This window comes from Streptomyces sp. NBRC 110028 (assembly GCF_001417735.1).
In the GTDB taxonomy this organism is placed as follows: domain Bacteria; phylum Actinomycetota; class Actinomycetes; order Streptomycetales; family Streptomycetaceae; genus Streptomyces.
On sequence record NZ_BBUZ01000024.1, the window covers coordinates 1 to 12,529 of the forward strand.

The 12,529-nt window shown below is 68.3% G+C and carries 11 protein-coding genes and 2 pseudogenes; 4 read left to right on the forward strand and 9 right to left on the reverse strand.

Features of this window, described 5'->3' with window-relative positions:
- Positions 1-46: 46 nt before the first annotated feature.
- Positions 47-1,234 (reverse strand): RNA-guided endonuclease TnpB family protein, encoded by a 1,188-nt coding sequence (locus ASC60_RS09295; protein ID WP_107097027.1) that lies wholly within the window; start codon positions 1,232-1,234, stop codon positions 47-49.
- Positions 1,235-1,324: 90 nt separating this feature from the next.
- Positions 1,325-3,106, reverse strand: a complete 1,782-nt coding sequence (gene ltrA, locus ASC60_RS38960) for a group II intron reverse transcriptase/maturase (RefSeq protein WP_079038289.1) — start codon at positions 3,104-3,106, stop codon at positions 1,325-1,327.
- A gap of 815 nt (positions 3,107-3,921) precedes the next feature.
- Between ltrA and tnpA the strand changes: the two genes are divergently transcribed.
- Entirely contained in the window at positions 3,922-4,353 is a 432-nt protein-coding gene (gene tnpA, locus ASC60_RS09300) for an IS200/IS605 family transposase (RefSeq protein ID WP_079038291.1), read from the forward strand.
- Positions 4,354-4,451: 98 nt separating this feature from the next.
- Here the strand turns inward: tnpA and ASC60_RS09305 are convergent.
- Positions 4,452-4,736, reverse strand: a pseudogene (locus tag ASC60_RS09305) (MFS transporter); the annotation flags it as partial.
- The gene (locus ASC60_RS09310; RefSeq protein WP_055548842.1) at positions 4,733-5,671 is read right to left on the reverse strand and encodes a dihydrodipicolinate synthase family protein; all 939 of its coding nucleotides are present in this window, start codon (positions 5,669-5,671) and stop codon (positions 4,733-4,735) included. The pseudogene ASC60_RS09305 and the gene ASC60_RS09310, both read right to left, overlap by 4 nt.
- Before the next feature lie 158 nt (positions 5,672-5,829).
- Here ASC60_RS09310 and ASC60_RS09315 point away from each other — a divergent pair, with 158 nt between their 5' ends.
- Positions 5,830-6,381: a DUF1203 domain-containing protein gene (locus ASC60_RS09315; protein WP_055548844.1), complete on the forward strand. Its 552-nt coding sequence runs from the start codon at positions 5,830-5,832 to the stop codon at positions 6,379-6,381.
- Here the strand turns inward: ASC60_RS09315 and ASC60_RS09320 are convergent.
- Both ASC60_RS09320 and ASC60_RS09325 read right to left on the reverse strand, forming a co-directional pair.
- Positions 6,356-7,342 carry an IS481 family transposase gene (locus tag ASC60_RS09320; RefSeq protein ID WP_055548846.1) on the reverse strand — a complete coding sequence of 329 codons (987 nt, stop codon included), beginning with the start codon at positions 7,340-7,342 and terminating at the stop codon, positions 6,356-6,358. The two genes, ASC60_RS09315 and ASC60_RS09320, sit on opposite strands and share 26 nt — an antisense overlap.
- 250 nt (positions 7,343-7,592) lie before the next feature.
- Positions 7,593-7,958: a VOC family protein gene (locus ASC60_RS09325; protein WP_055548848.1), complete on the reverse strand. Its 366-nt coding sequence runs from the start codon at positions 7,956-7,958 to the stop codon at positions 7,593-7,595.
- 95 nt (positions 7,959-8,053) lie between these two features.
- Between ASC60_RS09325 and ASC60_RS09330 the strand changes: the two genes are divergently transcribed.
- A complete protein-coding gene (locus ASC60_RS09330; protein WP_055548850.1) occupies positions 8,054-9,019 on the forward strand; it encodes a YafY family protein in 966 nt (321 codons plus the stop codon).
- 49 nt (positions 9,020-9,068) lie between these two features.
- Here the strand turns inward: ASC60_RS09330 and ASC60_RS09335 are convergent, their stop codons facing one another.
- The 3 genes and pseudogenes from ASC60_RS09335 to ASC60_RS41570 all read right to left on the reverse strand — a co-directional run bounded on the left by ASC60_RS09335 (position 9,069) and on the right by ASC60_RS41570 (position 11,864).
- Entirely contained in the window at positions 9,069-9,788 is a 720-nt protein-coding gene (locus tag ASC60_RS09335; protein ID WP_055548852.1) for an endonuclease V, read from the reverse strand.
- Between the two features lie 24 nt (positions 9,789-9,812).
- Positions 9,813-10,186, reverse strand: a pseudogene (locus ASC60_RS09340) (oxidoreductase); the annotation flags it as partial.
- Positions 10,187-10,364: 178 nt separating this feature from the next.
- Positions 10,365-11,864, reverse strand: a complete 1,500-nt coding sequence (locus tag ASC60_RS41570; RefSeq protein ID WP_055548856.1) for an RNA polymerase sigma factor — start codon at positions 11,862-11,864, stop codon at positions 10,365-10,367.
- 247 nt (positions 11,865-12,111) lie between these two features.
- Here ASC60_RS41570 and ASC60_RS09350 point away from each other — a divergent pair, with 247 nt between their 5' ends.
- Positions 12,112-12,528 carry an SsgA family sporulation/cell division regulator gene (locus ASC60_RS09350; RefSeq protein ID WP_055548858.1) on the forward strand — a complete coding sequence of 139 codons (417 nt, stop codon included), beginning with the start codon at positions 12,112-12,114 and terminating at the stop codon, positions 12,526-12,528.
- Position 12,529 lies beyond the last annotated feature (1 nt).

The window sequence follows — 12,529 nt, forward strand, 5'->3', positions numbered from 1 at the left end:
TTGAAGTTCTCCCCTCCCTTCGCAAGCTCAGGAAGGGGATTCCCGTCTACCTTGCGGCGACAGGCTTGACGGTCTTAGCCGCCCTGCGACCGCGCCTTCCGGCGGCCGGGACCTCCACGATGTCGTGGCCGATCCGGTACAGGTGCAAGATGTTCCTCGCTGCGTTCCAGTCGGCGTTGCACTGGAAGTCGCAGTCGGGGTTCTTGCATACGAACGTGGCCTGGTCTTCCCTGCTGCCGGGGACGGTGAATCCGCATGCGGAGCAGCGTCGGGAGGTGTTCGGGGCGGGAACCTTGACGAGCCGGCCGCCGTAGCGGGCGAGCTTGTACGTCAGTATCGTGACCGTGCGTCCCCACGCCTCTTGTGCGATGGAGCGGTTGAGACCGGCCTTGGCTTTGACGTTCTTGCCCGGCTCCTCGATGGTGCCCCGGGCGGACTTGACCATGTTCGTGATGTTGAGCTGTTCGACCACGATCACGCCGTACGTACGGGCGAGGTAGGTGGTCGTCTTGTGCTGCCAGTCCAAGGCTCGTCGCGTGGCTTTTGCTCGGAGCTGCTTGATCTGGTCGTAGGTGTGCTGCAAGCGGCGGGAGGTCTTCTCCCCCTTCTTGCGCAAGCTCTTGCGGTGTGCGGCCTGCCGTTCCAGCTTGAGGAGTTTGGCCTTCTCCTTCGGGGTGAGCCATGTGTCCCGGTCGGCGGTGCCGTCCGGCAGGCGTGGAGGACGCCCGTGGTCCTGGTGGTCCTTGTTGGACAAGGCGAGGGGGATGTTCACTCCGGCGTCGATGCCGACTTCCGGGCCTTGGTGGGGCTGCGGCTCGGCTTCGAGGGTCTGGATACGGAAGGCGATGTGCCAGCCAAGCGCATCCTTCACCAGGCGGGCGCCGGTGATCCGGTTGTCGGTGCCTGCTCGCTTGCCCACGGGGAGGTCTTTGGTCCAGCGGAAGCGGACGCGGCCGATCTTCGGCAGGTTGACCATGCCCCAGCGGCGGTGGACGCGGACGATGTTCAGGTCACGGCCCTGCGGGATGTCCACAGACATCGCCGACCGGGACCGGGCCTTGAAGTTCGGCTCGTCCGCCCGGCCTTCCCAGCAGTTCACCCAGGCCCGGAAGTACGTTTTCAGCACCGCCTGGGATGCCTGCGCGGGCAGCTCGGCGAGGAAGTCGAGCTCTTTACGGGCTTCCCGTATCGCCGCATCAGCGGCGGCGAGGGTCCGCTTGTCCTTCGGCATCATCTGCCAATCGGGTAGCGGCAGCCCGTTGCCGGGCTGCCGCCCCCTCAGAACCGTACGTGCGACTTTCGCCGCATACGGCTCAAGCAGACCCTATGGCCTCTCGTTTCCGGTCGTCTCGGGGGACCTTTTGCCATCGCCTGCGTGGTGCAGCCGATGGCATTCGGCGTGTACAAGCCGGAGATTCCTACGCTCGTCAGACCCGCCGTGGCGCCGGTACACCAGGTGATCCTCGTGAAGCCTGTGCCGCATGGCTTCAAACCATTCCACCCAGTCCCGGACGTTGTCGGGTTCGTACTCGGCCCCTTCGATAAGTGGCATCCGGCAGAGCGGGCATACACCCTTCTGTCGCGCCGCGAGACTGACCTTGTTGGTCGTCATGCGCGGCTGTGCCCTCTTCCGTCGGCGGTTGTCCCAGTAGTCCTTTAGCTCGGGGTCGTCGGGTGACGCCCCTCCCTTGACCAGTTGATGTCTGACGATCTTGGTGTGAGCAAACTTCAGCAGTTTGTTCCCACTCTCGGGGTCGGCGAAGGACCATGTGCCCTGCCGCCCCTTCTTTCTGTAGTATCTGGCCGCTTTCCACCTTCCTGATTTGCGCGGGTGGGTCCATGTCACCCACCGCCACGTTCGCTCCCATAGGAAACGGTCGAGGCTGGTGAACGACTCCTTGGACGCGACTCCCCGGTAGTACGTGGACCAACCTCTGATAAAGGGGTTCAGGCGTGCCGTCAGAGCACGCGCATTGGCCCCCTTTAGGTCGTTCGTGTCGGCCCTTAACCGTTGCCGGGCTCTCCGCATGGCGTCCTTGCTGGGTCGCGTCAACGTGACGGACTTCTCGTCCTTCTCGAATCTGCGAATGCTGAAGCCCAGGAAGTCGAACCCTTCCGACAGGTGTCGGATGCTGGTCTTCTCCTCGTTGAACTCCAGTCCCCTGGACTCTAGCCAGGCGGCCAGCTTCCCCTTGACTTGTTGCGCCTCTTCCTTCGAGTGACACATCACTACGAAATCGTCGGCGTAACGCACCAAGGTCGGGGAGCCCTTCTTGGCATCTCCCCTTGGGATGTACTGGCATCCTGCTGCTGTTTCCATGCCGTGCAAGGCGATGTTTAGTAGGAGGGGACTGATGACTCCCCCTTGCGGGGTACCCTCCTCGGTTCTTGAGAGCTTTCCGCCCTCTAGAACCCCTGCCTTAAGCCATTGTCGAATCAGTCCCCAGCTGGGGAAGTCTCCGATGGCTCTCATGAGACGTTCGTGGTCGATACTGTCGAACGCCGCTTTGAGGTCGGCGTCCAGTACCCACTGTCGGGCGGGGGGAGACCCCCTTCCTCCTGACGTGATACTCCAGAGTTGGGCTATCGCATCGTGGGTGCTCCGCCCGGGGCGGAAGCCGTATGACCTTTTCTCGAACCGCGCCTCCCACTGTGGTTCCAGAGCGTTCTTGACTCGTGCCTGGATGGCCCGGTCCGTGATCGTCGGGATTCCCAACGGGCGCTGCTTTCCGTTCGCCTTGGGGATGTACACACGCTTTACGGGCCGTGCACGCCAAGGTTGAATCTCCGCGTGTATGCGATGAGCCAATTTTTGGCGCGCTTTCGGCGTGAGAGCTCTCTCTCCGTCGATTCCGGCCGTTTTGCGCCCCCTGCTGATCTGCGACACCCTTCTCACGCTAGCCAGCGTGTTGCTGTGGCTTCGCAGCATCAGCTTCGTCAGGTTCTTGACCTGGCGATGGTTCCCTTCACTTTCGGCCCGGTAGATCCGTTGCCTCAGCCGCCGTACGTTCTCATTGGCCCTTCCCCAGTCAATCCGGGACCAGTCCAGTGGAGCGTCCTCCAGTCCGTTCACCGCGAGATCGGCCGTGATGGCCTCAGTGGTCATCTCGACCTCCCTCCGTGTCTAACTTTCCTGTCGGTTCTGGCGTTCTTGCTTCATCTCTACGGGGTCCACCAGGTTCACGTCAGCTCCCTTTCGGGCCACCAGAGGACCTGGTGTATCTGGCCGGTTATGCCATCGGGTGGTGAGCCCTGATGGGTTTCCCGTTACCTTTCGGCGTGCCAGCCTTGGCTTCTTGAACCTTCTTGTTCCCGCTGATCCATCGTTGGTCTTGCGACTTCCCTACCCCTGTGGGAGATCAACGGGGTTTCCGCGTTCCGCTTGTTGCAGATGCGACCGGGGTGGGTGCCCCCTTTGCTCCGAGGCCGGGGTGTGCATGACATAGGTACTTGGCGCCCATGCTCCTTCCGCCTTTCAGACGGGGCCTTGTACCCGCCGCGTGCTCTCTACCTGGCGCGGGTTCCTGCTGTCGAAGCTTTACATCGGGGGTTCGTTTCCCTCACCCGTCCGGTCTTCCCCTCGCCTGTGCTCCATCGGTGGGCGACTTTGCCTTGGGCTTCTCCGGTCTGCTCTCCACGGGTGGATTGCTCCTCCCGCAGTTGACCGTGGGGACCGGGCTTGCACACCGCCCGGGATCGGACCTCTCTGTTTTCTCCTCACCACTGGACCGAACACTGCATAACAAGCGACCTCGCGTCGCACCCAGGCGTGCAGGCAGTTCCACATAGTGCGGGCCGCGTGCGCCTGATCGTCCATGACCCGGATCCCGGCAGGGCTGAGCGCCAGTCGGGCACGGTGCCCGAACCGCCGCTTCGCCAGGCCGAGTTCACTCACGGCAATCACTGCACTACATTTGGTTTATGTCACCTCGCTGGAATCCGAATCCTGATGTCAGAACCGGTCGCCACGTCGTCTACAACCTTCACGTCCACTTGGTATTTGTCACCAAGTACCGGCGCAAAGCATTCACCAACGAGATGATGACGCGCTGCGAAGAGATCATGCGGGAGGTCTGCGCGGACTTCGAGGCCGATCTGAAAGAGTTCAACGGCGAAGAGGATCACATACACCTGCTCGCGCACTACCCGCCGAAGGTCCAGCTCTCCAAGCTGGTCAACTCACTCAAGGGAGTCTCCGCCCGCCTGCTGCGCAAGGAGTACGACGCGCACGTCCGCAGGTACCTGTGGGGCGGACACTTCTGGTCCGGCTCCTACTTCGCCGGAAGCTGCGGCGGGGCGCCCCTGACCGTCGTGAAGCAGTACATCGAGAACCAGAAGCGCCCCGTGGGCTGAGCTGAATACTGCGGACCCGTGCTCATGCGCGGGTCAGAGCAATTCTGAGATGGCCTTCACCCCCGGCGTAAACGCCGGAGCACTGGCCAAGATTAAAGGTAGAGCAGAATGCTGGTGATCATCGCGGGCTTGCGCCCGCACCGGTCCCCCATCGCCCCGAGCAGCGCCCCGCCGAGCCAGCGGGTGATGAACGCCCCCGAGACCAGGCTCGCCGCCGACGCCGTGTCCAAGTCGAACTCGTCGGCTATCTCGGTGAGCACGAGGGTGATGAGCACGAAGTCGAAACCGTCGAGCAGATAGCCGATCCAGGCGGCGAACAGCGACTTCCACTGCCGCCCGGAGACCTCGCGGTACCAGGGCGTGCGCGATGCCTCGGCCGTCACGACAACAGCCCTCCCTCTTCGAGCAGTTGGCGCACGGTTTTCACCGCGTCGTCCCCCAGCGGAACTTGGGGCGCGGCCGTCGCCGGGCAGGCGATGACGCCCAGCAGATGCAGCGCCGCCTTGAACGCGCCGAGCGCCGAGGAGCTGCCGCCCATCGCGGCCGGGTCACCGGCGTCGGTGAGGGCGAACAGCGCCGCCAGCCGGTCCTGTTCGGCCGCGGCCCGGTCCCAGCGGCCCGCACGGGCGTGCCGGTAGAGCCGTACGAAACCAGCCGGGTCGACGTTGCCAAGACCGGGGACCACGCCGTGGGCACCGGCCAGCAGGGCGCCGTCCACGGCGAGTTCGGAGCCGGTGAGCACGGAGAAGCTCTCCAGGAGGCCACGGCGGCGGGCCTCCACCAGCAGCCGCCGCAGCGCGCCGTCGTCGCCGCTGCTGTCCTTGAGCCCGGCGAGCGTGCCCTCGGCGGCCAGCGGCAGCACGATCCCGGGCGTCAGCTTGGAGTGGACGGAGGCCGGGATGTCGTACGCGAACACCGGCAGCCCCGCGCCCTCGCGCACCCGCCGGAAGTGGTCGGCGACCTCCACCGGATGGGTGCGGGTGAAGAAGGGCGCGGTGGCCACGATCGCGTCCGCGCCCAGCGCGGCGGCGGCACGGGCATGGTCCACGACCCGCTCGGTCGCCATGTCGATCGCCCCAGCGAGCACCGGCACCCGCCCGGCCGCCACCCCGACCACCGTCTCCAGGACGGCACGGCGCCTGCCGTCGCCCAGATACGCGGCCTCACCGCTCGACCCGAGCGCGAACAGGCCGCTCACCCCCGCGTCGACCAGCCGCTCGGCGAGGGCGGTGAGGGAGGCCGTGTCGACCTCACCGGTGGGGGTGAGGGGGGTGCACAGGGGCGGGACGACGCCGGTGAGCGGAGCCGGAAGACTCATCAGGACCTGCCTTCCTTTTGGGACGATCCGGACGTCGGACGTCCCATGTTTTGGGGCGAATCTGACGGAGCACCAGCGCCCTGTCAAGTGCGCCCGCGCCGAGCGCCCCGTCCGAATAGCGCCAGCCGGCGCGGGGCCCACGGACGACGATGAGAGGCATGAGCGACCACGACGGATACGAGATCCGGGCCATCGCACCCGAGGTGGCCAAGCGACTGCGGATCCGGGACGACGCGGGCGACCCACCGCGCATGGTGGTGGACGACGAGGAGGGCGACAGCCCGCTGCGCTGCTGCCTGGGCCGCAGCCGGCCGGGCGAGACCATCGCCCTCGTCTCCTACGCCCCGCTGCGCCGCTGGGCCGAGGAGACGGGCGCCGAGCCCGGCCCGTACGACGAGCAGGGGCCCGTCTTCCTCCACGCCGAGGAGTGCGACGGCTGGACCGGCCCCGGCTTCCCGTCCGGCATATGGGGCGACCACCGGGTGCTGCGCGCCTACTCCGCGACGGGCACCATCCTCGGCGGCCGGCTGCTGACCGGCGCCGGGCAGCGGGCGTGCGAGGAGACCCTCTCCGAACTGTACGCGGACCCCGAGGTGGCCGTGGTGCACGTGCGCTGCGTCGAGTTCGGCTGCTTCGTGGCCGAGACCCGGCGGGTGGGCTGGAGCGGGTGGGCCAGAGCGGGGGCTAGGTGTACTGGTCGGGGAGGTTGATCAACCGTGAGAACGGGGGCTGGTTGCCGCAAGCGCTGTGCGGACGGTGCTGGTTGTAATGGTGCAGCCACGGCGGCAGAGCGTCTCGGCGTTGTTGCTCGCTGGTGTAGCAGCGGGCGTAGGCCCAGCCGTCGGCCATGGTGCGGTGGAAGCGTTCGACCTTGCCGTTGGTCTGCGGACGGTAAGGGCGCGTGTACTTCGGTGTGATCGAGAGGGTGTCGCACGTGTCGCGCCAAAGGCAGGACCGGTAGGCGCCGCCGTTGTCGGAGAGAATCCTCTCGATGGTGACGCCGCGCTCGGCGAACCACTCCACCGCGCGATGCAGCACGCCGACTGCGCTCACGGCCGTCTCGTCATCGTGGACCTCGGTGTAGGCGACGCGGGAGTGGTCGTCGATGATGGTGTGCACGACCGCGTATCCGAACTTCGGGCCGCCGTAGGCGTTGCGTGACTTGCCCGGTGTCGCGACGCGGTGCTTCTCGCCTTGGCGGCGACCGACGTACCGCCAACCGCCTCCATCGGGGATGTTCCCGAGCTTCTTCACGTCCACGTGCACGAGCGATCCCGGGTGGTCGTGCTCGTACCGGCGGACGGGTTCACCTGTCGCTCGATCGACGTAGGCTAGTCGGTTCAGTCGGACCGATCGCAGGATTCGGTGCACTGTCGACGGGGCGATGTCGAGTCTCGCGGCGAGCTGGACCGGTCCTTCTCGCAGGCGCAGTCGCAGGCTGACGCACCGCTTCGTCACGTTCTTGGGTGTTTTGGTCGATGATCTCCTGGGTCGTGAGGATCGGTCCTGCATGGACTCGTCTGCAAGGTAGCGATCGACCCAGCGCTTTACGGTTGGCCAGGACACCTGGAATCGGGCCGCGACTTCGCTGATCGGCCAGCCGTCGTCAACGACGAGTCGAGCGACTTTCAGACGGTGGCGCGGGGTGAGGACGGCGTTCGGATGTGACATGTTTGAGCTCCTGGACAGCCTGAAGGGCCGACCATCGTGTGCAGCTGGCCCTTCGACAACTAGTGCCGCGTCAGCCAAGGTTCACCCCGCTCGCCGCCCTGGCACGGCCATCTGCGGCGTTGCCGAATCGACCGAGTAGGCCCACTACGAGGCCGATCCGGCGCCTTGCATCTGACCGCACCAGGACGCCTCGCTACCGGGCAAACCTTGGCTGACGCGGCACTAGAAGTGTGGGTAGGGGGCGTGAAGATCAGTCCACCGGGGAGACCCGGATGAGGTTGCCGTCGGGGTCCGTGATGACGAACGTGCGACCGAAGACAGCGTCGTGTGGCTCCTCCGCGACATGGACTCCCTTCGAGACCCAGCTCGTGAAGATCTCGTCAATCGCGGTCGCTCCTCCTGGGACCATCAGTCCGACTTCGCTCGTTCGAGGGGTGCTCGGGACCGCATGCTCGCTGTAGCCCGTCCACAGCGCGAACAGGACGCCGGGGGCAACCTCGAAAGCTACGTAGTGGGGACTGATGAAGGTCGGTTCGATCTCGAACAGGTCGCTGTAGAAGGCAGTAGCGGTCTCGGCGTCGCGGACGCCGATCAGGAACAGGTTGGGTGCGGGCATAGTGCGCTCCTCAGATCGTTGAATTCTCGGTACTGCTCCAGTTGACCGCCGCATCGCGACAGAACCTGTCACCTTTTCCGCAAAGGCTGGTCAGTATGAAGGCTTCGAGGCTGTTGCATCTCTTGCTGCTCCTGCAGACCCGTCAGCGCATCACCACCACCGAGCTCGCCGGGCGTCTGGAAGTGTCTCGGCGGACCGTGCTGCGGGATGTCGAGGCGCTCTCGACAGCAGGTGTGCCTGTCTATGCCGAACGCGGGCGGAACGGCGGGATCGTCTTGCTCCCCAGTGCACGGCTCAACGCATCGCATCTGGAACCATCAGAGCTGGAGGCACTCTCCGTAGCCGGTTTGGACAGCGCGCAACTTGAGCGTATGGGCCTGTCTGCGGTGTGGGAGTCGGCCGCGCGCAAGATCGCCGCTCGGCAGGCTGCAGCACCTGGGTCGCCGAGCCTGCTGCAACTGGCGGACCTGGTGCTGGTAGACAGCACCGCGTGGTTTGCTGACTCAGAGGCAGCGGTCGACGTATCGGATCTGGCCTCGGCACTGCGACACCGCCGCCGGCTGCGAATCCAATACCGGCGCAGCGCCGAGAATCAGCCCTCAACGCGGGTGGTCGACCCGTACGGGATCGTCGCGAAATCCGGTCGCTGGTATCTCATCGCCGATGACCAGGGGAACGGTCGGCTGTTCGCTCTGGAACGACTCTCGTCCTACGAACAACTCGACGCGCCAGCTGCTCTCCGACCAAGCGAAACCCTCCGCACCAGATGGGCCGCGTTGAAGGAACGCACCGAGGGGCAAGGTCGCGTGAGCGTGACCGTCCGCCTGCCAGAAAACGGACTCGACCTGGCGCGGCGCATCCTCGGCAACCGCATCCACGACGTCTCCGACGCGGAAAACGGCTGGTGCACCGTCGTCGTCCGCTACCCCGACATCGAGTCAGTGCGTCAGCTCCTCCAGTTCGGCGACCACATCGAGATACTCACCCCAGAGACAGCCCGCGAACGCATCAGTCAGCTCGCCAGAGACCTGGTTGAAAGGCACTCAACCCCGGCCTCGTGACTGCCGAGCGGAACGCCCTGCTCTCAATCAACGTCTCCGGTCAGTGCAGCTAGGGAGTGTCCGCCAGGGCGCGGCGGCACAGGGCGTCGGCGCGGCGGGTGGTCTCGGGCTGCCGGTAGTCACGGGCCAGATGGAGGGTGTACGCGCAGGCGTCCTCGATGGTCACCCGGTGGCCGACGGACACGAACACCGGCTTCACCCCGTCCCGGGTGCGCAGCGCCCGGCCGACCTCCTCGTCCCCGTCGAGCAGCGGCGTCCAGTCGCCACGGCGCGGGCCGGGCGGGGCGTGGCGGAAGGCGAAGGGATTCTTGGCGACGCCGATCGTCGGCAGGCCGGTGAGCACCCCCAGATGGCTGGCCAGCCCGAAGCGGCGGGGGTGGGCGAGGCCGTAGCCGTCGCAGACCACGACATCGGGGCGGTGGCCGAGCCGGTCGAGGGCGCCGAGCGCGTCCAGCACGGCCGGGATCTCGCGGAACGCCAGCAACCCGGGCACATACGGGAAGGTGACCCGGCCCACCGCCGTCGTCTCCCCGAGGACGCCGAGGGTACGGGCGTCCAGCGCGACGGCGGCCGCCGCGACGACGCCCCGCTCGTCGTCGTACGCCACGTCCACCCCGGCGACCGCCCCGGCCCCGGCGCCCGGGGCGGGCACGGCCCCGCCCTCCGCGCGGACGGATCCCCGCAGCCGCTCCTGCACGGCGGTCGCCTCGGCCTCGGTGGTGGGCCAGTCGCGCGGGAGTTCATAGCGGGGATCGGTGGCGCTCGTCATGACCGGCCACGCTACCGGTCGCCGCTACCGGGCCGGCTCTGGGCGGGCGATGCGGCCCTTCTCCCCCGACGCCCAGCAGCCGCCGTCGGGGCGCGGTCCACCGTGTCGTACGAACCGGAGTCGAGGGCGCGCCAGGTGCGGCCGCCGTCCGCCGTCAGGTCGGTGCCTGTCGGGCCGACCGCGAGGGCGGAGCGGTGGGCGTACGGGAGCCAGGCGGCCCCCGAACGGCAGGCGGGCGGGGGCTCGGCGGCCGGGGTCCAGGCCGCGCCGCCGTCCGCGGTGACCGCGGCCGCGCGCGGCGACGGCCGGCCGGGGCGGTAGTCACCGCCGACGGCGAGGCCGTGGCGCACGTCGCGGAAGGCGAGGGCGAAGACGCCGCGGGCCGGGTCACCGGCGGGTGATCCCCCTGCGCGTCATGGGGGTGGAAGCCGGCCCATGGGCGGTACGCCGTCCACAACACCCGCATATCGCCCGCATATCGCCCGAGGCGGCAGGGAGCCGGCACGGCGCCCGAACGCGCGGCGGCGACCCCGGGAATGCCGGGGGCGCCGCCGATCGGCCGTCAGCCGTGCCGGGTCAGTTGTTCACGCAGAGCCGGACCAGCAGCGACAGGCAGTTCCGTGAGTCGTCGTCGGCCGCCGAGGTCGGCGTGCCGGTCTGGCCCGGCGTCGTCCCCTGCGGGTCCGCCGTGCCGCCGCCACCGCCGCCGCTCGTCGGGTCCTGCGTCGGCGACGAGGGCTTGGACGTGGGCTCGGAGGTGGGGTTTGATGTCGCAGTCGACCCGGATTCGGACGGGTTGGGCGACTTGGTCGGCTTCGACGGCGTCGTCGGCTTCCCCGAGGGCGAGGACGACGGGTCCGACGGAGCGGACGACGGCGCCGTGGACCGCGAGGGGGACACCGCGCTCGACGGCACGTCCGACGGCCCCGGCGCCTTCGTGGACGGCCTGCTCCGGGACGCCTCCCCCGTGCCGTTCGCGCGCGGCGCGCCCGGCGTCCGCGACGCGGCGTCGGTGGCGTCCGCACCGGATGAACCCGACGAACCCGACGAAGGTGCGGAATCGGCCGACTTATGGCTCGACGCCGACGCCGCCGCCGGCTGCCCGGCCTCCGCCGCGCCGCCGTTGGTGAGGGCCAGGCCCGTCATGACCGCCGCGCCCGCGACGAACAGCACCCCGGCCCCGGCCACCGCCACCGCGACCGGCCCCGCCTCGCGCACCCGCCCGTGCATCAGGTGGCGCATCGAGCGGCGGCCGGAGACGAGCGGGCCGTTCGCCGGAGCCGCGTGCGCACCGCCGATCGGCACGGTCGCCGGACCGCCCACCCCAGCGGTCTTGGCGACCGCCGCGGCGGCCCCCGTCGCGGCCCAGCCGCCCGCGGCGGCCAGCGGCCGCAGGTACGGCGCGGCGCCCCGGTCGTACAGCGCCAGCAGCGCCGGGCCGGTCAGCGCGGCCAGCCGGCCATCGGCCGCCACCAGCCGCTCCATCCGGGACCGGCAGTCCGGGCAGCCGTCGATGTGCACCGCGATCCGCTCGGCCTGGTGCGGGTCGTCCGTGCCCAGCACATGGCCGGGCATACCGTCCCAGTGGCCACCGCAGGCCGCGCTCGCCGGGGCACCGGGCTGCGCGCGCAGGAACTCGCGGCGCAGGCTCTCCCGGGCCCGCTCCACGAGCGCGGCCGCCGCCTCGGCGGTGTTGCGCGTACGACGGGCCGCCTCCTCCGGCGGCAGGTCCTCCGCCTCGGCGAGCCAGAGCGCCGTGACCCAGCGCTGCGGCAGCTCGCCGAGGACACGTATCAGCGGTTCGAGGAGCGAGGCCTGCTGCTGCGGGCCCCAGTTCACCGACGCCACGGCGAGCCCGCGGACGGCGCTCGTCAGTTCGCCCGGTGCGGCGTCGGCGTCGATGGCCTCCCCGGTGCGCAGCCGCCGCCAGACGCGGAAGTGCGCCTCGGCGACGAGGTCTCCCGCCGCCCAGGGGTTGCCGGTGAGGGTGCGGGCGTACCCGACAAGTCGTGGATATTCGGATTCGTACAGCCGGGTGTACGCGGCCGCATCCAGCGCCGCGGGACGCATCGTCATGGTGGAACAACCCCTGGGGTGGGTGCCTCGGGAGAGCGGAGTGCGGCGGAAGTTTTGTAACAGCTCCGCACGGCACCCGAGACCGTGCATGGATTTGGCAAGCCTAAATGCCGTATGTCCCCCCGAAAAACCAGTCGTGACGCACGTCACGCCGCATGCGGGTGCACTGCCCCGTCGGCCCGTACGTCTTATGGACGTAGAGACGGCGAGGAGTCGCACCGATCGAAATCGCAAGGGAGCAGGCGTTGTGACCACTGTCATCGACCAAGCAGTCCAGGCCCACCTCATCGCGTCGACCCCAGAGGCACGCGCCATCCCGGCATGCCTGCGCTACGAACGCGACGACCCGTTCGCCGTCCGCGTCTCCTTCCCGCCGACCGCGTCCCTCGACGGTTCCGCCGTGGAGTGGACATTCGGGCGGGAACTGCTCGCGGCCGGGCTGCGCGGGCCCGCGGGCAGCGGGGACGTGCAGATGTGGCCGTGCGGAACGCAGCGCACCGTGCTGGAGTTCCACGCGCCCGAGGGCATGGCCATGGTGCAGTTCGACACCGGCGACCTGCGGCGGTTCCTGGACCGCTCGTACGCGGTGGTGCCCGAGGGGGCCGAGGGCGGTGAGCTGGACCTGGACGACGGTCTGGCGTCGCTGCTCAGAGACACCTCCTGAG

Excerpts from the sequence above, each read along its gene's own strand:
- ASC60_RS09295 (WP_107097027.1), bottom strand. The coding sequence starts at position 1,234 with ATGATGCCGAAGGACAAGCGGACCCTCGCCGCCGCTGATGCGGCGATA.
- ltrA (WP_079038289.1), bottom strand. The coding sequence starts at position 3,106 with ATGACCACTGAGGCCATCACGGCCGATCTCGCGGTGAACGGACTGGAG.
- tnpA (WP_079038291.1), top strand. The coding sequence starts at position 3,922 with ATGTCACCTCGCTGGAATCCGAATCCTGATGTCAGAACCGGTCGCCAC.
- ASC60_RS09310 (WP_055548842.1), bottom strand. The coding sequence starts at position 5,671 with ATGAGTCTTCCGGCTCCGCTCACCGGCGTCGTCCCGCCCCTGTGCACC.
- ASC60_RS09315 (WP_055548844.1), top strand. The coding sequence starts at position 5,830 with ATGAGCGACCACGACGGATACGAGATCCGGGCCATCGCACCCGAGGTG.
- ASC60_RS09320 (WP_055548846.1), bottom strand. The coding sequence starts at position 7,342 with ATGTCACATCCGAACGCCGTCCTCACCCCGCGCCACCGTCTGAAAGTC.
- ASC60_RS09325 (WP_055548848.1), bottom strand. The coding sequence starts at position 7,958 with ATGCCCGCACCCAACCTGTTCCTGATCGGCGTCCGCGACGCCGAGACC.
- ASC60_RS09330 (WP_055548850.1), top strand. The coding sequence starts at position 8,054 with ATGAAGGCTTCGAGGCTGTTGCATCTCTTGCTGCTCCTGCAGACCCGT.
- ASC60_RS09335 (WP_055548852.1), bottom strand. The coding sequence starts at position 9,788 with ATGACGAGCGCCACCGATCCCCGCTATGAACTCCCGCGCGACTGGCCC.
- ASC60_RS41570 (WP_055548856.1), bottom strand. The coding sequence starts at position 11,864 with ATGACGATGCGTCCCGCGGCGCTGGATGCGGCCGCGTACACCCGGCTG.